General features: G+C 41.5%; 14 protein-coding genes. 7 read left to right on the forward strand and 7 right to left on the reverse strand.

Going from position 1 to position 22,184, the window contains the following annotated elements; genetic code table 11:
- Positions 1 to 304: 304 nt before the first annotated feature.
- The 3 genes from V7K67_RS06240 to V7K67_RS06250 all read right to left on the reverse strand — a co-directional run bounded on the left by V7K67_RS06240 (position 305) and on the right by V7K67_RS06250 (position 4,033).
- On the reverse strand, positions 305 to 1,408 hold the full coding sequence (locus tag V7K67_RS06240; protein ID WP_334729489.1) for a response regulator: 1,104 nt from the start codon (positions 1,406 to 1,408) through the stop codon (positions 305 to 307).
- A 1,363-nt stretch (positions 1,409 to 2,771) separates the two neighbouring features.
- Positions 2,772 to 3,263 carry a hypothetical protein gene (locus tag V7K67_RS06245; RefSeq protein WP_334712039.1) on the reverse strand — a complete coding sequence of 164 codons (492 nt, stop codon included), beginning with the start codon at positions 3,261 to 3,263 and terminating at the stop codon, positions 2,772 to 2,774.
- A 614-nt stretch (positions 3,264 to 3,877) separates the two neighbouring features.
- Entirely contained in the window at positions 3,878 to 4,033 is a 156-nt protein-coding gene (locus V7K67_RS06250; RefSeq protein ID WP_334729488.1) for a hypothetical protein, read from the reverse strand.
- Positions 4,034 to 4,373: 340 nt separating this feature from the next.
- Here V7K67_RS06250 and V7K67_RS06255 point away from each other — a divergent pair, with 340 nt between their 5' ends.
- Positions 4,374 to 4,547: a hypothetical protein gene (locus V7K67_RS06255; protein ID WP_334729487.1), complete on the forward strand. Its 174-nt coding sequence runs from the start codon at positions 4,374 to 4,376 to the stop codon at positions 4,545 to 4,547.
- 42 nt (positions 4,548 to 4,589) lie between these two features.
- On the opposite strand, the gene V7K67_RS06260 is transcribed toward V7K67_RS06255, so the two are convergent.
- The gene (locus V7K67_RS06260; protein ID WP_442943771.1) at positions 4,590 to 5,027 is read right to left on the reverse strand and encodes a zinc ribbon domain-containing protein; all 438 of its coding nucleotides are present in this window, start codon (positions 5,025 to 5,027) and stop codon (positions 4,590 to 4,592) included.
- Positions 5,028 to 5,711: 684 nt separating this feature from the next.
- Here V7K67_RS06260 and V7K67_RS06265 point away from each other — a divergent pair.
- Both V7K67_RS06265 and V7K67_RS06270 read left to right on the forward strand, forming a co-directional pair.
- The gene (locus V7K67_RS06265) at positions 5,712 to 7,073 is read left to right on the forward strand and encodes an L-lactate MFS transporter (protein WP_335165658.1); all 1,362 of its coding nucleotides are present in this window, start codon (positions 5,712 to 5,714) and stop codon (positions 7,071 to 7,073) included.
- A gap of 765 nt (positions 7,074 to 7,838) precedes the next feature.
- The gene (locus V7K67_RS06270; protein WP_335165660.1) at positions 7,839 to 8,678 is read left to right on the forward strand and encodes a hypothetical protein; all 840 of its coding nucleotides are present in this window, start codon (positions 7,839 to 7,841) and stop codon (positions 8,676 to 8,678) included.
- Between the two features lie 202 nt (positions 8,679 to 8,880).
- Here V7K67_RS06270 and V7K67_RS06275 read toward each other — a convergent pair whose 3' ends face one another.
- Positions 8,881 to 11,466, reverse strand: coding sequence for a GAF domain-containing protein (locus tag V7K67_RS06275; RefSeq protein ID WP_334729483.1), 2,586 nt, complete (start codon positions 11,464 to 11,466; stop codon positions 8,881 to 8,883).
- 544 nt (positions 11,467 to 12,010) lie between these two features.
- Positions 12,011 to 13,525, reverse strand: a complete 1,515-nt coding sequence (locus tag V7K67_RS06280) for a phenylacetate--CoA ligase family protein (protein WP_334729482.1) — start codon at positions 13,523 to 13,525, stop codon at positions 12,011 to 12,013.
- A 243-nt stretch (positions 13,526 to 13,768) separates the two neighbouring features.
- Here V7K67_RS06280 and V7K67_RS06285 point away from each other — a divergent pair, with 243 nt between their 5' ends.
- From V7K67_RS06285 to V7K67_RS06295, 3 genes are read left to right on the forward strand one after another with little or no spacing between them, the layout of a single operon-like run.
- Positions 13,769 to 15,460 carry a serine/threonine-protein kinase gene (locus V7K67_RS06285; RefSeq protein ID WP_335165662.1) on the forward strand — a complete coding sequence of 564 codons (1,692 nt, stop codon included), beginning with the start codon at positions 13,769 to 13,771 and terminating at the stop codon, positions 15,458 to 15,460.
- A gap of 5 nt (positions 15,461 to 15,465) precedes the next feature.
- A complete protein-coding gene (locus tag V7K67_RS06290) occupies positions 15,466 to 15,609 on the forward strand; it encodes a hypothetical protein (protein WP_335165664.1) in 144 nt (47 codons plus the stop codon).
- 48 nt (positions 15,610 to 15,657) lie between these two features.
- Positions 15,658 to 17,790 carry a serine/threonine-protein kinase gene (locus V7K67_RS06295; RefSeq protein ID WP_334729479.1) on the forward strand — a complete coding sequence of 711 codons (2,133 nt, stop codon included), beginning with the start codon at positions 15,658 to 15,660 and terminating at the stop codon, positions 17,788 to 17,790.
- Positions 17,791 to 18,018: 228 nt separating this feature from the next.
- On the opposite strand, the gene pruA is transcribed toward V7K67_RS06295, so the two are convergent.
- Positions 18,019 to 21,030, reverse strand: coding sequence for an L-glutamate gamma-semialdehyde dehydrogenase (pruA, locus tag V7K67_RS06300; RefSeq protein WP_335165666.1), 3,012 nt, complete (start codon positions 21,028 to 21,030; stop codon positions 18,019 to 18,021).
- 252 nt (positions 21,031 to 21,282) lie between these two features.
- Here pruA and V7K67_RS06305 point away from each other — a divergent pair, with 252 nt between their 5' ends.
- Complete coding sequence (locus V7K67_RS06305; RefSeq protein WP_334729477.1) at positions 21,283 to 21,933, forward strand: HD domain-containing protein; 651 nt, start codon at positions 21,283 to 21,285, stop codon at positions 21,931 to 21,933.
- Positions 21,934 to 22,184 lie beyond the last annotated feature (251 nt).

Raw genomic sequence — 22,184 nt, forward strand, 5'->3', positions numbered from 1 at the left:
TCGCATGATTGCGTCTCGTAGAGAGAAATAATACGTCCGTGATTATTTCCCCTAAATTTATTTATGGGGATTATCTTTTTACTTTTTACTTTTTACTTTTTAAAATCTTCTATAAATAAAATGGTAGCAATCCAGGTAATAAGCTAAAAAATATCTAATTTGGATAATCTAATTAAACATAATTCTTGTGGGTTGGGCATCTTGCCTGCCCAATAGATGCAGTTTCAATATGGAACAGCTTACTCAAGCTTAAATCTTCCAAAGAATAGGTTGATTAAGTAGAGTTATTTTTCATATTAGGAAATTAAACAATATGTTGAAAAATTACTTTTAGTAAATCTCCTTGTGTAAAAGGCTTAGTTAAATAGCCTGATGCTCTAACCATCTTAGCTTTAGCTCTATCTATAAATCCTAATTTTTCTGACACCATAATCACAGGTGTATTCTTAAAATGTGAGTGTTTACGCAGTAAAGAACAGAGTTCATATCCATCTAAATTAGGCATCGAAATATCCAACAAAATTATATCGGGTTTTATCCGGACAATTTGCATTAAAGCTTTTAAAGAATCGGTAACTCCAATAACAGAAAATGTTTGCTCATCTAAATAACTTTTAATAGCATTCAAGACTGTCGGATTGTCATCAATACAAAAGATTGTGTAGATTTTTTTGTCAGCAGGCGGTTGAATAATTTGCTGACCCCTATATTCATTACTCCTAATAGAGTAGGCTGCTGGTTTATAGCTGTTTATCTCAGGCAATTTTGGTGTAGTTTTGGCTTTAGATTGTAGCTCATTTATTTGGAAAAATTGTGAGGTGTGCGATTGAGAACTTGGTGATGTTTGACGATAAGCTACTTCTCTACGAGAGTCTTGGTCAAAGCTTTGGGGTGTTAGACATTGTTCAACTAGTAAGCGGAGATTTAGATGACAAAACTTTGGCATATCATCTAGAAAGCTTTCAGGAATAAATTCATAACTCCCCTCTTCTAAGTTCAGAAATGACTCCAGAACTTCTAGCGCCAATTGCTCTATCAGCATTGCTGCTTGAGAAGGACTAATATATTTCTGATTGACTAACCAACAAATAGCTAGATAATCTGGATTCGGTATTGCCTGATTTTCAATACCAGTTTCAAATATTGCCCGCAACTGGTCTTTGATTCCGTGAGGGAGAGTAGAAATTTCCTGACTCAAGCACTGCAAATTTCTGTAGAGCGGCTCAAACATTTTCTCTGAGTAGCAGGCATAAATTAGTTTACCCTCGTCCACATATATTGACCAAGAGCCTGATGTACTAAACACTTGTAAACAACCAGTAACCGACTTACCAGTGATTTTTTTTAACAAAGGTAGAGGCTGAAGCTTTTGGAAAAATCTGTATCTACTAATTGGAAGTGTCTTCATTGGAATTGCTTTGGAATAAAATTAATATTTGCAGGCAAAATTAGTGAATTACCTTTTCGGAATTCACTGCGACTTTGTTAGAAGCATTGTCAAGATAAATATAGTGGTCACAATTGAGTTAGTACAGAGATTCCACACCCCCCAACTCTTAATTCACCAATCTCTGTTAAGCTATAATCCGCGAGTTACAACTAAACCAATTCATGCTACTGACCAATAGCAAAATTGCCCGACTAGTTGCCAGGATATAGTATTTCAAAAATTAGATTGGTTTTCTGTATCTTTAGCTAATCTAGCCAATCTAACAGTAACTCAAGTGCCACCCATAGACAATTGGCTCTCGCCCATCAGTCACAAAAGCATCATTGTTATCCGTATTTTTCAGGCTAAAATGACAGATACTTTAGTTCTCTTGCAAAATTTTTTTTGCTCCCAATCCTAAAATCTGAAGCGCCCAAAATCTACTGTCATATAGACGTAAATGGTTCTAAATCAAGGCTTTTAGGCATTAAGTCCGCACTGATGAACTATGTTTTTGCAGCCGTGACGAAAGTGGTCGGGTACTTTTTTAAGAAGTTCATTCTTGAGGAAAACTCCTTCCATAGAAAAAGTATGATTAAAAACTAAGCATTTAAAAAACTCAATGTCTTACTTAGGTTTGTGATTGTAGAGTAACTCTTAGTGTTGGGATTGGGCAAAATTATCGCACAACAAGAATGGTAAACCTCCGGACAAGGATGAGTCAGCTGATAATTGTCGCCATGATGGTGTGTAGTGAGATGCACAGGCGGACAAATCAGTAGAAGGGAATCTCTTCATAAGTACTGCAAACGGGTTCTAATGTTGTGTGGGGCTGGGGCTAAATAGTCACCTGCACAATTTAGAGTGACAAATTCAAGAATTTACAGCGAAATTCTTGATTGGTAGTAAATACCTGCAAAATAGCTGTTTTCAACTAGATGGTAGATAACAAGCAAAGTACTCACTAAAATTCAGGTTACTATAATTTTCAAAAAAAGTTAGCAGAAATATATAAACTTCATGATAAATCAGTAAAGTAAACATGAAAACTAATTAATAGCATCTTCTAGAAAATTGTCATAAATATTTATTTGTTTGGATATCCGGGAAGGCTGAAAATGTACAGTAAAAGATAATTGTAGATGCTTATTTAATTACACTTATAAATGAGTGAATCATTTTACAGTAGCAATTTACCCGAAATATCTCAAGTTTTAAAAGTCACAAATACAAAACTGTACGCATAGCCCATATATGTAGCAAAAAGACGCAAAGAAATTCTTTGCGTCTTTGGCGTGAGATTTATAATTAGACATTCTCACTGTTATATTTCTCCATCGACTTAAACTTGCTCCCGCCAGCACCAGCTTAAAAGCGTGCCACATGCCATCAGCTTCACTACTTCCAGTAGCCAATAACCACCGTGCAGTAAATTCATTGTCGATGGAATAGCAGCAGCAGTTTCAAATAGGTTGAGTTGAACTCCTATGGCGCACATCTGCGGAGTTAAGAAATAGGTGTCAAGCATAGCTATAGTTAGCAACAGCCCAGATAAAACAATACTACCAATACGCCAGTGATATTGAGTTTTTCCTAAAGCTAGCGCCCCTGTCAATACGATCGCAGCGGATAATAATTCCATCCGATTGAAGTTCCAAAAAATCGTATAGCCTGCTGTCGTAAAACCAGCTTGGTTCATCATCCCAGAAAGATAAAGACTAGGCATAATTACCCAGTCTAACACTAGACTTGCACTGAGCCAAAAGCCCAAAGTCAATATGATTGCAGTTTGCCAAATTGGTCGTTTGAATTCAAGGTTAGAAATAGCAGTCATAAAATAATTGCGTGTGTTGTATTTCTTAGTTTCTAACTTTACTAGCAGTTTGACAAGAAATATCAACTAACCTTTACAAAGCGATCGCTACTTAATTATGAACTCAATCCCAAGATTTTTTAAACTTAGTTGAGAAATATTAAGATTTTATAAAAAGTAATTTAAATAGATTTTATCTGTTAGAAATACTCAATTTTTTATATCACAAGTAACTAAGCGATTGCACAGTCCCACCACATCGAAGGGAAAGTCAGTTCAGAAATCAAATTAGATTCCTATATCTTATTTTTGGAAATATGTCGCTCAATATACTTCTGACTGCCCATTTTTCCTAACTTATTAAAAAATGGGTGAACTGGGAGTAATGTACTAGAAATTGAAGAAGGCAGAAGGCAGAGGGCAGAGGGCAGAAGGTTCAATTTAGAAGGGGATTCAAACCCCTCCTAAATTGAGGCCACCAAATTGAAAATTTGGTGGGGGTCTTAAACCCTTGTTCCCTTCGGTCACGGGCTTCTTGACACGAGTCAGAATTCCCTTCTGCCTTCTGCCTCCTGCCCCCTGCCTTTCCCGATAAATAGTAAATCTGCGATCACCCCCCATTTTCCTCTAATAATTTAATTGGGGCGATCGGACTGATATATTTCCTCTCTACGAGACGCTGAACCCAAACGCTTGATGGGTGCGGCGTAGCTTGCCGCCGTAGGCACATAACCCATATATAAAGAGACGCTGCTCGCGTTCGCTTGAATCAGGAGAGCGATCGCAATCAAATTACTTTGGTCGCCACTGTACCTAATACTGTCCCCAAACGACTAGTTCTTTTTGGGAATGTTTCAACTGGAGGAGTGAAGCAAAGTTTGGTATTGAAACAACCGTATATCAAGCCCAACCCTTGATATACGTTACAAGACTTTACAATGTGTCCTATTGAGAAGGTATCCCGGCTGAACCCCAATTGGGAGAGCTATCACTTTTTTTGATTTTTTGTCCGTCTCTAAGTCATGACTATAACCATGATTTTAGTCATGGTTATAGTCATGACTTTTTTCTCTAGTGACTGACATAATAGCTTGCTTAAATATGCATATCTCGCGTAAAGGATTTCGTGAAATGTCTATGAAATTTGGTATTTCTAGTTTAGAACAAACGTTGGGATATGTGACTGAAGCTGCACTTGAAGTATTCAGTCCTAATCATGACAGCTATCCAGCAATTGGCGTACAACCTTTTTCTGGCGAACCTTGGAAAGAGGGTAAGCATCACGGGAAACACAACCATCATTAATCTGTTAATACCAACTAGATTTGAACCTCGCATGACTTTTAGTCATGCGATTCCTGCTTCAATGATCTGAGCCTGAATTACTCCAGGTCTTACAAGTTCTCCACAGGCGTTTAGAGCATCCCTAGCACCGACGGCTGCTGTCTTGAAAAGTCTCTTTGCTGCTGGGGATACCCCAGCAGTATTAATACCCCCGTTTTTCGCTGTTAAAATTCTCAACCCCTCACTCAGAATATTTAAACTTGCATTCAGGTCTCTCAATTTGTAATTACCACAGATAGGACAAGACCATTCACGCAGCTTTAAATCTTTAACTAATGGGTTAATAAAACCACAACAGTTACAAGTCTGAGACGAGGGGTAAAAAGTGCCAACTTTCTGCAAAATTCTGTCATGCCAGTTAGCTTTATATTCGAGCATTGTAACGAATTTTGACCAACTAGCGTCTGAAATACTCAAAGCTAATTTATGGTTCTTTACCATATTAGCAACTCGTAAATCCTGTCTACGACACGCTCCGCGAACGATACAGATAATAGACATCTCCAGAAATTAAATATGCGTTATCCAGAGTCCTTGTAGAGACGTAGCACTGCTACGTCTCTACATTCATTTTCGGAGATGTCTAATAGTTTCTGGTTTGGAGCAAAGCCTTGCCGAGATGTCACTAGCAGCAAGCTTTGCTACTTCTAGAGCGTCGTGCATGATGTAGGTCATTGCTCCATCTCTAGTACCAGCAAGGCGTATTAATTTATTATTTCACTTCTATTGCCAGAGCGATCGCCTTTAGAAAATTCTTAGATAAAATGCTTTGAGGAGCGTAGCTTGCCGCTGTAGGCATCGCCCTCCTAAAATTCAAGCTAACGCGCAGAGCGTCTCGTAGAGAATCAAAGTTGTACCTCAAGAGCGATCGCTATCCTATAAAGTGGTTTTAACTCATCCCCCAGCTTCAAGCCGGGGGGAAATCGAAGTCATTAGTCATTAGCACCAATAACTAATGACTAAATCGGCGGGCGGCTATCCCGGACACCCCTCTTGTTGGGATGGGATTCCCGCCGATTTTCGTTGATGAGCCTGGGTCAGACAATATGAGTAAGATTTGCTTGGGGAATCCCTATCCAAATCCTAATACCCAGTTCAATCTAATTTTTGATCTAGGAGAAAAACTTGAAAAATAAAGTAACTTCTGTTTTAGACAAAGAACGAACCATTGCACAGCCTAGATTTAATCGTTGGCTAATTCCTCCAGCAGCATTAGCAATACACTTGTGCATCGGACAAGTGTATGCGTTTAGTGTGTTCAACTTGCCAATGACCAAACTTATCGGCATTACCCAATCAGCACCGACTGATTGGAACTTACCGACTCTCGGCTGGATATTTTCTAGTGCGATTGCCTTTCTAGGGATTTCTGCGGCTCTATTTGGCAAATGGGTTGAAAAACAAGGCCCCCGCAAAGCAATGTTTGTTGCAACACTCTGCTTTAGCGGCGGCTTCTTTATTTCTGCTTTTGGAGTGTATTTACATCAGATTGTACTTGTTTATCTTGGTTACGGTGTATTAGGCGGTATTGGCTTAGGTATTGGCTATATTTCTCCTGTCTCGACGTTAATTAAATGGTTTCCCGACCGTCCAGGGATGGCAACAGGGATGGCAATTATGGGATTTGGTGGCGGAGCGATCATTGGTTCGCCACTCGCGGTAGCACTGATGGAGCATTTTAAATCTTCCACCTCTGTCGGGGTATGGCAAACATTTGTGGTTATGGGTGTAATTTACTTTTGTCTGATGATGTGTGGTGTCTTCTTTGTACGTATTGCACCACCTACTTGGCAACCCCCACACTACACACCACCTACTCAACCCCAAAAGTTGGTAACAACGTCAAATATTACTGCTGATAACGCAATTAAAACACCGCAATTCTGGTTGTTATGGATTGTATTATGTACAAACGTCACCGCCGGAATTGGTGTTTTAAGCCAAGCTTCGCCCATGATTCAGGAAATCTTTAAGGTTTCTCCCTCAGTCGGTGCTGGATTTGTCGTGCTGTTAAGCTTGTTTAATTTGGTTGGTCGGTTTTTCTGGTCATCTTTATCAGACTACATTGGCAGGAAACAAACCTATATGATTTTCTTTGGTTTAGGCATACTTTTGTATGCTTCAATTCCGACAATTGGCGAACTTGGGAATATTCTACTGTTTTACATCGGTTTTTGTATCATTTTGACCATGTATGGTGGTGGATTTGCCACCATTCCTGCTTATCTGCGTGATTTATTTGGAACAATGCAGGTTGGCGCTATTCATGGACGGTTGCTCACGGCATGGTCTGTCGCAGGTGTTATCGGCCCAGTTCTTGTAAATTACATCCGCGAGTTTCAGATCAATCATGGGATACCGAAAGCTCAAGCCTATACAGTGACGAGGAAATCTCAACGAAACAAAGCGATCGCCGCCATCACTGTGGGGAGTATGCTTCTCCGACTTAATTTGGAATTTTTAATTATTAAAATTAGTCTAATTTAGAGCAATAAATTTGAAATCCACTGTTACTTTTAAGTATCAAGCAATTACCATCAACATTATTTTTATTGATAAAATTTCTATCTAGATTGCTATTGCTGATTCTAAATAAAATCGTTATGAACAAGCCTGTACATACAAATATCAATATTATTAGGATAATATTAATTAAGTTCTTATCAGAAGATTTTCGGCTATAGTCTCCTGATTTTGATTGAATACAGACAGTTTTTCGCGACCAGAAATGCTCATCGAAATCATAGTAGCTCATTTTTATTCTTCTTTTAACCCAAAAAAATCTATTATTAGGAGTTACTAAATAAAATTAATATAGATAAGAAAAACCATAACTTTACCGGAATTATCAGATACTTGTTGAAAGCCGATATCCAATAGATTTTAGATTATTTAGTTTCTACCTCACATTATTAAAACTCTTTTATTGAAAAAAATATTCCTACAAAAGTCATAAATACATCCATGACGAAAGTCACCGTTCAAGCATACATAATATAAAAAAATAAAATCTCCACACTTAAGCCAAGGAATAAGGCTTACTCTAAAATTTCAGTACAAATATACTATATCTGACAAGAAGTTGATGTTATGAAAAAACATTCCAGCGATCGCCCAAAATACAAGCGTTCGCGAATAGCGTCTCGTTGGCGCAGCCTAAGAAGAGAAGAGAGGAAAAGTTGCAACCCAGTGCGTAAAACCCCATACTCAAGATGTATCCAGTATTAATCCCAATATTTGCTACAAAGCTAAATGTACAACTACAATCAGTCTTCTTTTTCCTCTCAGGCTTCAACCCCTGGTTCGCTGGAAATCCGACGCGGAAATTACTTTAACTATGTAGTCCCAAGTGGTTGGCGAGTGGTTGAGGATGGACAATTTGCCGTTGTCCTATTTTCCCCAGACAATGCTGCTTTGACGATTATGGTGGGGAATTCTGGACTGGCAGTAAACTACAACCCCTGGCAGTTCGTCTATGAGAAGCTTTTGGCAATGCAGCCCTATGACCTACGGATGAGCCAACCCCGCCAAGCTCAACCGATTGCTGGATGCACGGTTGCTTATGAGTTTGATTGCACATACATGTACAATGGTATACCCTATCAAGGAATAGCGAAGTGCAACGTTGCATATAGCTACAACCTGTGTACGATGGTGATGACTTGTGCAGCATCCCACCAATTACAGTGGGCTAATTATGCTTCATGGTTGCCACAAGTAGCATCTCAGGTTTCAGCAACCAATGGGGCAGCCTTCGGAATACAAGGGATTATGGCGCAGAACCTAGAAATCTCGCAAACTGAGGGGCAGAGGCACAGGGAATACCGCGAATGGTCTCAGCGTACCTGGGACGAGGTAAACCGCCAACGAGGTGAGTCTATAGATCGTCAAAACTTCCAATTTCGTGAGAATCTGGGCAATGTCACAACTTGGACAAACCCTTACGGTTATCCAACCGTCGAGTTACCAACAAACTACAACTACTATTGGATTAATCGTCAAGGACAAATATATGGTACTCTTGACTTCAGTGAAAATCCGAATGTCGGCTCAACTCAAGATTGGGTAAGGATGATTCGGTATCTGCCATAAACCTGAGAGAAATTGGATATTCCTTTAGGAAATGACAACGCAGCGCGGAATATTTGTGCAGTCAGGGTATCGACTGCTGGGTTAGGTGATGTCAGACTGGCTATGCCAGCAATCGCTGTTTGAGCCTAGAATCCCCCGAATTTAGCGAAGCGGATTCGGGGGAGTATGTCAATGGTGCAATCTCTATCTGAAGTTTGACCAGTTATTTTTCTTGAAATGTCCAGACTCCTTCATCCCAATCTGATTCTGTTGGGGGTGATTGTAACCAATGCTGACAACGCAGTAGGTGCAACATAGCAGCTTTGTCATGGTTATCAACTGCTAAAACTTTGGCAAACTCGGCTCTAGCAAAAGAAAACTGCCGCTTGAGGTAATACTCACGTCCTTTATGATAATGCTCAATCACTTGCAATTTTTCACTTTCAATCGGATTGGAACGCAAACCCAATAATTCATATATGGCTACTGGCTCATTTCTACCCTTAACACGAATGTAATCTAGTTCTCTAGCCCAAATTTGATCTTGGCATGGTTGAAAAGTGTTATGGCTAATAATAATATCGCAACCATACTGTTTACTGACACTCTCTAATCGAGAGCCAAGATTAACGCCATCACCAATAGCGGTAAATTCCATCCGCTTACTAGAGCCGATATTTCCACTAATCACGGTATCGGAGTTGATGCCAATGCCGATTTTAATTTTGGGCTTATCATCTGTATGGCGACGTTGATTAAATTCGTGCAGGCGATGGCGCATTTCTAAGGATGTTTGCACTGCCATCCAAGCGTGTTCTTCTAATGGTAGAGGAGAACCAAAGACAGCCATGATAGCGTCGCCGATGTATTTGTCGAGGGTGCCTTTATGTTTAAAGACTGCCTCCACCATTGATTCAAAATATTCATTGAGCATACTCACCACTTCTTCTGCTTCTAAGTTTTCTGTCAAAGTGGTGTAGCCGCGAATATCCGAAAATAATATCGAAACTTCTTTGCGATCGCCTCCTAGTTTAGCATCATCTAATTTCAGCAATTCTTCGGCTAATTCCTGGGTCATGTAGCGGTACATCGTACTCTTGAGCCGCTTTTCATCACTAATATCTTCCATCACCACCAGCGCCCCACGGACTTGCTCTTGGTCGCTAGCATCGGCAATTGTGTTAATCGATAAATTAATACTATGCTGTTCTGTACCAGTGGTTATGAGTGTGCGATCGGGGTAATATTGCTGGCGACCCTTTAAGTCAACTGCATGTAAAGCATCCTGATACCACTTGCTAAAGTCACCTTCTTTGATGCCAATGACATCATTAACTAATTTACCTTCTAAACGGTCATTTATTCCCAGCCCTAGCAAACGTTGGGCGCTTTCGTTGGCGGCGATAATTAACCCAGTTTTATCAGTGGAAACGACTCCATTGGAAAGACTACGCAGAATATCCCGTTGCATTTGTTCTTGTTGCTTGACTGTGGCAAACAACTGGGCATTTTGCAGCGCTACTCCCGCTTGAATATTAAAAGCTTCCATGAATTCTTCATCGTTGCGGTCAAAGCTAGCTTGGAAGCAGTCGGGAGCTTTGGGCCAATCAGCTGGATTATAAGGCGGAAAATCACCATTTTTCTTTTTATTTACGAGTTGGGTAACGCCAATCAGTTGTTGATCGGCATTAAACACTGGCATACAAAGTAAACTACAGGTGCGATAGCCATTTTGCTGGTCTAGTTGTTGGGCTGTTTCTGAGTCAGGATCGTAGTACAAATCAAAGCCAATATTCAGCTTCTTGCCAGAAGCCGCTACAATCCCAGCAAAGCCTTTACCTACGGGGACTCGCAACTCTTTCGTTGAACCATCATCCTGAGTGATTTTCGTCCACAATTCATGACGATCGCGGTCTATTAACCATAGTGTACTGCGATCGGCATTCATCAGTTCCTTGGCTTCATCCATCACTCGTTTCAGCGTGTCTTCTAAGTCGAGACTGCTTTGAGAGAGGGACTTAATTGCCTTCATCAGCGCCGCCACAGCTCTTTGTTTTTGGGTAGCTACATAAAAAGAGCGCGAAGACTCTAAAATCAGGCGAATTGAAGGGGCAAATTCTTGAAATAATTGTTCGTCAGCACAGCTAAAACCTCTGGTATCAATGCGCTCTGCAAGTGCAGCATCGTGGTTATTTCCAGATTTTAATTTATTCAGTAATTGTACTACTGCGACTAATTGCCCATGTTCATTTAAGAGTGGCAAAGCGAGCATGGTGTAGGTGCGATAGCCAGTTCTTTTTTCTTGTTCTTGGGCAAAATGCGATCGCGGATCGTTATAAAAATCAAAGGGAATATTGATAACTTCTTTAAAAGTGGCAACTTCACCACCAATGCCTTTATTAGCAGGGATGCGAATTTCTAAAGAGCGACCGCCCTCACCCTCAGCTAAAATTGACCAGAGTTCTTGTTTTTCTTCATCCAATAAAAATATCGTCGTCCGATCTGCCCCCAGTAATTCCCCGGTTTTTAAGGTAATCGAATGCAACATTTCTTGCAGAATGGTTTCAAACCCATGAGAATCCAGCATTGACAGGGTTTGATGGACAATCTGTAATTTTTGCTCGACATCCTGAACCACCTGTTTAAAAGTATCCTGAGTCAGGGGAGCAAGAAACGTAGAAAAAGTTCCTTGTCTTGTGGCAAGAGCACCCACAGGAGCAGAATTTGCTTGTAATTCGAGGTTTTCTTGGTTGTGAACACCAATAATCACATTAGTGGTCTCCCCACAACTTCCTTGATACGCTGACATAACTGGTATTTTATATAGCGGGATGAGATTTTAGATTTAACAATGAGATTAAATTTATGTAAGTGGTGTTAAAAGCAACAATTGCTCGACATTATCCATAGTTTAATCGCTTGTTCAGCCAGCGTCATCCTGTGAAGTTAGGCGGAAGTTGATTACTAACAAGCATGACTTGACCAAAACCCCTTCCCACTGATGATAAATAGAGGGTCAGACCCCTCATTTAAACGAGAAAACAATGTTTTTGACAAGCGATCGATTGTTAGTCTTACCTTGTAATTATGTTGTAGAGGCAGACAAATTAACATTGCCGTGTCTGTAGGGCATGGTCTATTTACTCGAATAATATAAGTAATTTTACTTATATTATATTAGGTCTAGCTCAACTGCTCTCTAGCGATCACGAACAATCACCCCATTCCCCCTTGTAGAGACGCGATTCATCGCGTCTTGTATTTGTGCGTTTTGTGCGTCTTGTAAATTTATCCAAATCCAAGAAGTACGATCGCTCCTAGTAAAACAGATATTGTAAACAGAATGGGAATGTCTATTTACGCGTATAACGATGCTTCACCCCAATAGGAAAATATTCGGAATCACCCATTGGGGCTAATGTAACTTGTGGTGTTTGATATTCTGGGGGAACATAATTAGCAAACTCGCTATTGAGGCGTAGCAGTTGTGAAAGAATAGAAGATGCGATCGCTTCTCTTCGATCTTCACTACCCTCTACCCCTGCTCCTAACTCCACAACTACAGATAAAAATCGATTCTTGTCTGCATCTTCCTTCACCTGCAACACAAATTTACCCGTTACCCATTCTTGAATTACTGGTTGTTCTAATCCCACCGTCACATTTTCGGGATAGATATTTGCGCCAAAGTAAGAAACTGTAAAATTAGAACGACCGAAGACATAAACAAAAGGTAGCTGATGAATACCTCTAGCTGATTGTTGAGTGTCAGAATGGAGATATTCAAGCGGGTTAAATCCCCATTCAGCCAAAAATTGTAGCATGGTATCATAACTAATAATTCCGCCAGTATCTAAGATGTCATAACGCACTAAGGGAATACCGTTATCTCCCGAAAACAACAATCCACCATTTTGAACTTCAAAAAAGCGACTGCAAGGATCGTATTGTACTAATGTGGGTAAACGCGATTCTCCAAATAAAGCTCTCGCTGCATCAGGATTTTCTGCCAAAAAACGGCGAATACAGATACTTAACGGTGTTTCATTACCTAAAACTCCCGCATCCGCAGTGCCGTAAAGTGATGCAAAATCATAGCAAGGATTTTGTGAACCAACTCTTTCGCCAACTAAACTCCGCCATTCTTCACTAAATACTTCTCCCGCCATCACTAATTTAATCTGATATTGCTGCCACTCCACATCACGGGTGATACCAGTATCAATCACATCTTTCAAAAATGGCGGGTATCCTAATAACACCACTTGTTCAAATTCTGAACCTAGTTCTTGTACAACTCGCAATATTTCTTCTTTATTGTTACCAGGAGTAATTACAGTGATGAGATAACCTTTGCTAGCAAGATAACGACAGCAATTAGTGGTAAACATCCCACCTACCCAAGTGCCTAAAGTGAAACAAATCACTGCTAGGGTACGTCTAGTATCTGAGTAAAAACTATCGTGAAAAATCTGTTCAAAGCGTGTGGCTATTTGCAGTTCATCTGTGAAAAAACGAGGCCAAAATGTCGGTTTACCACTGGAACCTGATGAAGCAGCTATCATGTCACACGCTTCTAGTTGTCCGTTGTGGCACAAGTCAGCTAAGGGATAACGCAGGATATAATTTTGTTTAGCGATCGCTGGGAGTTTTTGAAACTCCTCCAAGGTTTGAATAGTTGCGGGATTAATTTCTCTTTCTGCTAAAAACGCCTTGTAGGCAGGTACATTAGCCGCTACATCGTGAAATAAACTCAAAACTGCCGAAGTTTGAGTGTTGAGATGCCGTTGCAGTAATGTTTCTAGGGGGGTAGACAAAAAATCTTCAAATGCTTTGATTACTTGCTGTTGTCTTGATTTCCGGTTCATGACCCTTGTTGTTTATCCTGAAGTAAAATCAACATCGTTAAAATAATTCGTAATTCGTAATACTCGCCATTCGCGTAGCGTCTCGTAGAGAAGGCGAGAAGCAAGCTACGTAATTCGTAATAACGCTCTCTAAAAGACGCTAAAAGCAAACGCGGACTCGCTAGCCTAATTCGTAGGATATCCGAAAATGGGGATAGGCGCGTTGTAGTTATTCAATAAAACCTTAATTTATCCTTCAGCACCATGCAGCTCTATTGCAGTAAACAACATACAAATAATGGTAGTAACCGCTTTTGTACCCATTGCGGTGAGCCATTACCTCTTGGTGTAGGACAGGTTGTAGATAATCGCTATCAAATTATCCGTCAATTAGGGCAGGGCGGTTTTGGACGCACCTATTTGGCTGAGGATATAAATAAATCCCATCAAACCTGTGTGCTGAAGGAATTTGCACCCCAAGTACAAGAACAACAAGATTTACAAAAAGCTCAAGAGTTATTTGAACGAGAAGCGAATGTTCTGAAAAAACTCCAGCATCCCCAGATTCCACGTTTTCATACCTCGCTACAAGTGAAAATAGGCGCTAAAGATTTTTTCTTTCTCGTGCAAGATTATGTGGATGGGGATAATTACTACCAGTTATTAGAACAGCGTGAAAGTCAAGGCCAAACTTTTAGTGAAGAGGAAGTAATCACCCTCCTGCAACAAATTTTACCTGTGTTATCCTACATCCACTCGCAAGATGTCGTTCACCGTGATATCTCTCCTGATAACTTGATTTGGCGGCGTTCTGATAATCTACCAGTGCTGATTGATTTTGGCGGTGTCAAGCAGTTGCCGGCTTCTCAAGGTTTTTGGCGCACCAAGTTGGTTGGAAATAACACTCTGCTGGGTAAAAAAGGCTACGCTCCAGAAGAACAACTACGGCAGGGACAAGCCTTTTTTAGCAGCGATTTATATTCTTTAGCTGTGACTGCATTAGTGTTGCTCACAGGTAAAGAACCACAAAAATTATACGACAGCTATCAGGGAATTTGGGGATGGGGAAAGGAAATCCGAGTTAGCCCGCAACTGGAAGCGGTGTTAAAAAAGATGCTAGCTTATAAACCGAGCGATCGCTATCAACGAGCCGAGCAAATCCTCAAAGATTTACCATCGCCAACTGCGACTAAATCCCCAGGTAATTATATTACTAGCAAGATTAAGACGATGGTAGTTGCTCCGGGAAGACAACGCGCCAGTGCTATTGTGAGTAGATTTCAGAGCAAAACGCAAGCAATTGTTAAACCGATGTCTTGGCCTGTTTGGATTCGCCCTTTTGTGATGAGTTTAGGGGGAACGGCTTTAGTGGGATTAACTTTAGCGGCGGGAAATGCAGCCATTCGGGCCGTAACTTCAATCACCATCCCATCAATTTCATTACCTTCATTACCGCAAATCCCCCACTTTCCAGGTGGTAAGCCAGTCAGCGAGAAAGGAAAAAATCACGATATCCAAGAAATTATCAGTCGTCGTCAACAGCTAGAAATTCCTGAAGGATTTTTTATTCGCTTTGTAGATGATTTATTTTATACAAAAAAACCAGAATTAAAGGGACGTAGCCTGACATCTAAACCTGAAGACGCTGGTTTACGAGATGAATGGTCTGGTGTCGCTGACGATTTATTGGATAAAATAGAACAGGCTGATATCAGTACAGCATCTCGTCGAAAACTGGGTAAATATACTGCACAAGATTACGAAACATGGAGACGACAAGCGCGATCGGGGCAGTTTGGGAATTATACAATCGATCAGCTGACCAAAGATACAAATGAAAAATTTGATCGGTTGTTTCCTGGTCAGCAGCGTGGGAAACTGAATCAACAGACTTTTGGTCAAATTTGGTATGCGATCGCAGCCGATCAAGTCAGTAAAGTACAATCTGGCAAGTAAGGGGATTGGGGACTGGGGATTGGGGATTGGGGATTGGGGACTGGGGACTGGGGATTGGGGATTGGGGACTGGGGATTGGGGACTGGGGACTGGGGATTGGGGATTGGGGACTGGGGACTGGGGACTGGGGAAGAGTCACAAATAACTAATGACTAAGGACTAATGACTAAGGACCAATGACCAATGACTAATAACTAATGACTAAAATATATTGTTCTAAAGGACATGAAAATTCCCCAGGTAGTCGCTTTTGTCTCCAGTGTGGTGAAAAATTGTCGGGTGCGTCCATGAGTTATAGTATCCAACCAGGATTAACTTTAGGCGATCGCTATGTAATTGTACGTCAAATTGGCCAAGGTGGCTTTGGACGTACTTATTTAGCTGAAGATGTCAACCGTTTCCGCGAACTTTGTGTTTTAAAAGAATTTTCTCCCCAAGTTCAAACCGCTTACGTTGTCCAAAAAGCTGAAGAACTGTTTGAGAGAGAGGCGAGTGTTCTATATAAATTGCAACATCCCCAAATTCCACGCTTCCGAGAACTACTGCGGCTGACTTTAGGGGGCAAAGAATATCTGTTTTTGGTACAAGATTATGTCGAAGGGGAAACTTATAACTCGTTGTTAAATGCTCGCATACAACAGGGTTTGCGCTTTACGGAGGTGGAAGTCCGCCAATTGTTGCAGCAAATTTTGCCAGTGTTGGAATATATTCACTCCATTGGCGTTATTCATCGAGATATTTCTCCAGATAACTTAATGCTTCGCACTGTTGACAAACTGCCAGTGTTAATTGATTTTGGCGGTGTCAAACAAGTGGTAGCAACCGTTGCTTCCGAATATTACCAACCTGGTATGGTTGCATCTTCCCCATCACCAACCCTATTGGGTAAAGTCGGATTTGCTCCCGCAGAACAGATGCAAACTGGGTTAGTATCTCCCCATAGCGACTTGTATGCTTTGGCCGCAACAATGTTGGTTTTACTGACAGGAAAACAACCCCAAGAATTAATTGATACCTATACTCTCAGTTGGCAGTGGCGGCGTGAAGTTAACCTGAGTCAAATTTTGGCACAAGTATTAGATAAAATGCTATCTGCCAGACCAGGCGATCGCTATCAATCAGCCCGTCAAGTACTCCAAGCTATCAACTCACCCCCAGCAAACTATCCCCCAACTCAATACCCCACTCCACCACAACCCACATCCGCCACCGTCGCCATCTCCCCACCTCCCCCATCCCCCTCATCTCCCCCATCTCCCCCCCCTCCCCCTTGGTGGACACCAACAAAAACCTTCCTAATAACGGTGCTAGCGGCTGGTAGTATTGGATTAATTTGGTGGGGAGTGACTGGCCGCGGCGATATCGGGGAAGTAAAACCTAATCCCACAGCCAGCCCAATTCCAACCAGTGAACAACCAACCGATCCTTTAGCGCAATATTCATCAGCAGAACGGCAGCGTAAAGAAAAATTAAGCGATCGCCGTCAACAGTTGGGTATTGACTCTAACTTCTACGTGAACTTGGTGAATCAAGTTTTTTGGGATAAAAATCCCAGTTTACGGGGACGCACTCTCAGCAATGGTTCTGAAGATGAGAGTTTGCGCGCAGAATGGGATAAAACCGCCTCAGAATTACTAGAAAAGCTTGCACCACTGAGTTCCAATGCCCGCCGACAACTGGGAAGTTACACAACTGCTGAACGCGATCACTGGAAAGTGGAAGTCAATAAAATCAACGTTGGTAGTCGTTCCTTATATGATTTGGGAGATGCTGCTTTTTTCAGTGTATTTCCTGAACAGCGGGGTAAAAATTTCCAAGGTCAGCCTATTGGACAAGTTTGGTATGGTTTTGTAAGCGATCAACTCAGCGCTATCCTTGCTGGTAGCACTTTCCAGAAACTTGTCTTTGATCCAGGTGCGATCGGCAAAACGGTTAACGGCACTCTTCAACCTGGCGGTGGTAAGGTATTTATTGCTGGACTTGCCAAAGACCAATTTCTGGACTTGAAACTACAAGGAAATTCTCAAGTTTTATTATCAGTCTATTCACCATCTGGCAAAATTCAATTTTTAGAAGATTCTACCAAGCGCAGTTTGTCAACTAAATTACCAGAAAACGGATTTTACGAGTTTGTCGTGGTTTCCACAGCAACAAAACCAGTAGATTATCAACTCACCATTACAGCAGAAACTCCCACACCAACGCCAACTTCCACCCCATCGACCACACCAACGCCTACAGAAACTCCCACGCCAACGCCAACTTCTACACCAACTCCCACAGAAACCCCCACTCCTACACCGACACCAACGCAGGAGGCAACACCCTAGTACGCAAGGCGGAATTCAAATTTTAAAACATCCTCTAAAACCTATGTAGAGACGTTATATGTAACGTCTCTACATTCATTTTCATTCCTATGTCTAATAGATAGGACATACGCCCTGCTAGTCTGTCAAATTCATTTTGACGGTTAGAGAGATGCGATAAATCTAGAGAGACGCGATAAATCGCCGTCTCTACAGGGAATTTGACAGACTACTACCTACTTTTATCGTTCACTCTGCACCTTCAATTGGTGCAAAACCTTGGCGCTGAATATTTTCTGTAACCGCGCGTGGTTCCAAGAATTGCAGCAGGTAATCAGGGCCGCCTGCTTTAGAACCTACTCCAGAAAGTTTGAATCCACCAAAGGGTTGCCGTCCAACGATCGCTCCGGTAATATTGCGGTTAATGTACAAATTCCCGACTTCAAATTCTGTCTGCGCCTGTTGAATGTGCGAAGGTGTTCGAGAATAAAGTCCTCCAGTTAAGGCGTAGTTTGTCCCGTTAGCGACTGTTAGCGCTTCCTGGAAATCTTTCACCCGAATTACCGCCAGTACAGGGCCAAAAATTTCTTGCTGGGAAATTATCGCATTTGGCAATACTTCACTAAAAATGACTGGCCCGATAAAATATCCTTGTTCGGGTGCTGGTAATTCCAATGCTAGTTGTGCTTCTGCCTTACCCTTCTCAATATACTCGCGGATGCGATCGCGGGCATTAGCATCAATTACTGGCCCAACTTGGGTACTCGGTAACTCTGCTTCCCCAATGTTCAAGGATTTTGTCGCTTCCACCAACCGTTGTATAAAGGCATCATAAATTGGTTGCAACACAATCACCCTGGAAGCAGCAGAACATTTTTGTCCACTGTAACCAAATGCCGATTGCACTACCCCGACAACAGCCTGGTCTAAATCAGCACTTTCATCGACAATAATGGCGTTTTTGCCACCCATTTCCGCAATCACCCGCTTTATATGCTTTTGCCCGGGTTTCAAAGTTGCCGCTTCTGCGTAAATTCTACATCCGACTTCCTGGGAACCCGTAAAAGCAATTACATGAGTATCTGGATGATTTACCAAATAAGCCCCAACTTGGGAACCTTTACCCGGTACGTATTGAAATACACCTTTGGGGAAACCAGCCTCGATCAAAATTTCTGTGAGTTTTGCCGTAATTACAGAAGATGTTTCCGCAGGTTTGAGGAGAGTGCAATTGCCTGAAACCAAAGCTGCGACAGTCATTCCACAAGCGATTGCTAGCGGGAAATTCCAGGGAGAAATCACTACAGCAATACCCCGTGGCTGGTAAATATAACGATTAGTTTCACCGGCAATGTCGTAATTCACACCTTCGTCTAACCGTTCTATCTCGTCAGCGTAGTATCGACAGAAGTCTATCGCTTCCGAAACCTCTCCATCAGCTTCCTTAACTGGTTTACCAACTTCCAAAACTATCCAAACTGAAAGTTCGGCGCGGCGTTCCTCCAGTAAATCACCCGCTTTCCGCAAAATATCAGCGCGTTGTTTGGCTGGTGTTTTCTTCCACCCAGGAAACGCCGCTTTCGCAGCTTGCATCGCCTGTTCCGCCTGTTCAACGCTAATCAACCCAACTTTACCAATTACCTCACTGAAATTAGAAGGATTGAGAGAATCAACAAATTCTGGTGTATTGACATACTCGCCATTAATTAGAGGTAAATAAGTTTTACCCAGCTGTTGGCGAACGTTTTGGAAAGCTTGCGCCGCCTTTGTTCTCACATCTTTCTGGGCGTAATCGGTATCAGCCGCACCGGGGAAATGAGAGTTAGGAGTTTGGAGAGACGCGATTAATCGCGTCTGTACGTTAGGAGTTAAAGAGTTTTTTTCTTCTTTGACAATTGGCGGCGCTAATAATTCTTCAATTGGTCGATTTTCGAGATTTTGCCGTAAAAAAGAACTATTAGCTGTATTTTCCAACAACCGCCGAATTAAATACGCCATTCCAGGTAATAATTCACCGTAGGGACAGTAAACTCTTACCCGATAACCCCTGTCAACCAACGCCTTGGCAACTTTATCACCCATCCCATAGAGGACTTGCAATTCAAATCGACGGCGAGGGACATTTAAACTTTCAGCGATGGCAATAGCGCGAGAGTGCGATCGCACATTATGGCTACCAATGGCAGAATAGACATATTGATGATTTTCTAACAACAACTGAGTGATGGTTTCAAAGTTCGCATCAGTTGCCGCTTTATCGTTGTAAACTGGCTGTTTCCAATGCTTTTGGGCTGCTTTGATCGTTTCCTGATCCCAATATGCGCCTTTCACTAAACGGATAGTTAGCGGATAACCGCGCTGTTTCAACCAAGAAATTACGTCTTTGACATCTTGCTCGCTATCACGCAGATATGCTTGAATTGTGATGCCAATATCTGTACGTTGCCGAAACTCTTCTTCGAGTAACAGTTTTTTCAGAATGCTGAGAGTTATATCCTTATAGGCATACTGTTCCATATCAAAATGCACAGCTGCGCCCAACTCTTTAGCACGACGTAAGAGAATACGAATGCGATCGCTAACTCGCTCCTCACTACCTTTAGCATCTAATGGGTCAAATTGGGAATAAAACGCCGTTAATTTAACAGAAACTTGAACTTTTGGGATTGCTTCACCATCAGCCTCATCAATAGCCGGGATAGCTGACCAATTCTTCGATGCTTCCACCAATTGTTGCATTAATTCTAGATAGCGTTCTAGATAAGACTGCGCTTCGGGTTCGGTAATCACGGCTTCACCAAGTAAGTCGATGGTGAAAGCCATTTTTTCTTTTCGCAGTCGTTCAACTGTTTTGATGACTTGTTTAATATTTTCCCCAGAAATATATTTATGGGCAAGAGTCTCAACCGCTGTACCAACGGTTGTAGCAGCAACTTGTCCTGGTACAGAGTCGGGATTAGCAAAGTTTAGCATCCCCTTCAAAGCTGCCGGTAATTCTACAGATTCATCGCCGAGATATTCTTGTAAATGTGAGGCAATTTCTGATTTACTGTGTAAAGCAGGTAGTGTATCTATAAAGCGAAATAGTTGCACCCGCAAGCCAGGATTACTCATCGCCCAAGCTAGTAATTTATCATCCCAGCGCATTTGATCCCGCAGGGAAGAAAAAAACGAACGATTTTCCTGGGTTGCTGCTAGAAGTTGTTTAGCAATTTCTTGGGTTTTAGCTTCGTAGGTGCTTGTTTGTACTTGTAATACCACTGATAATAAACTCCGTTAATCAAGGCAAGGCTTTTTTTATAAAGCCTGTGTCTTCTATTTTGACGCTTTCATTTCGCAGTCACCATATTTAGGGGGATGAGGGGGATGAGGGAGAAGTTGTAGTAAATCTTTCCCCAATGCCCAATTCAATAACAAATGTTATCCTTTTGTTGATCTATTTCTAACTTGATAGACAGATGTTGCAACACAAGAGATTAGCTCAGTCATACTAAGAGCGTCAATACTACATTTATGCCTACAGAAAACCTTACGCATATTTTATTTTCTAACTGGCAACACACACTCCAACCCTTTGGCGTTGACCAGGTAGCGGCTGATAAAGCCTTTAATCTTTTGGTTGCAGCTTACTCTACCCCTGGTCGCTACTACCATACACTGAAACACATCGATCATGTCCTCAACACAATTCAGATTTTGCAAGGCTACACCAATAACGTAGCAGCTGTGCAACTAGCTGCCTGGTTTCACGATGTAGTGTATGACTCTCAAGCTCAAGATAATGAAGAACGAAGTGCAGACTATGCTTCTGAATTGCTGAGTAATTTGGGTATTCCAGAAATTATCATCACTACTGTCACCCATCTCATTCTGAACACTAAACACCACCAAGCTGCGGTGAATGATTATGACAGCCAAGTTTTACTGGATGCAGATTTAGCGATTTTGGCTACTGACCCAGTGCAGTATGGAGAATACACCTATGGTATTCGCCAGGAATATGCGTGGGTAGCAGAAAAAAATTATATCACAGGTCGTCAGCAGGTTTTAGAGGGATTTTTAAAGCGATCGCGTATCTACTTTACGCCTTTAATGTTAGAGTTCGCTGAACCATGTGCCCGTGGCAATATCCAGGGAGAAATTCAGTCTTTATTATCTGGTTAGTTTGACAGCGATTCTTATGTTGGATCTCGTAGAGAAGCCCCTAAATTCATTTATGGAACGAAATAAAAACATTTATTTCAAGACGCGTAGCGCGAGAAATAAATGTTTTTATCAAATCCCCTCAATTTATTTATGGGGATTATCTTTTTACTTTTTACTTTTTACTTTTTACGAAAAAGATAAGGTTCAAAGCCGTACTTCGTCCCGCTACGCGCTTTCGCCCGCAAGTGGCGCGATAGCTCCCTTGCTCC

Source organism: Nostoc sp., assembly GCF_036917155.1.
Classification (GTDB): Bacteria; Cyanobacteriota; Cyanobacteriia; order Cyanobacteriales; family Nostocaceae; genus Nostoc.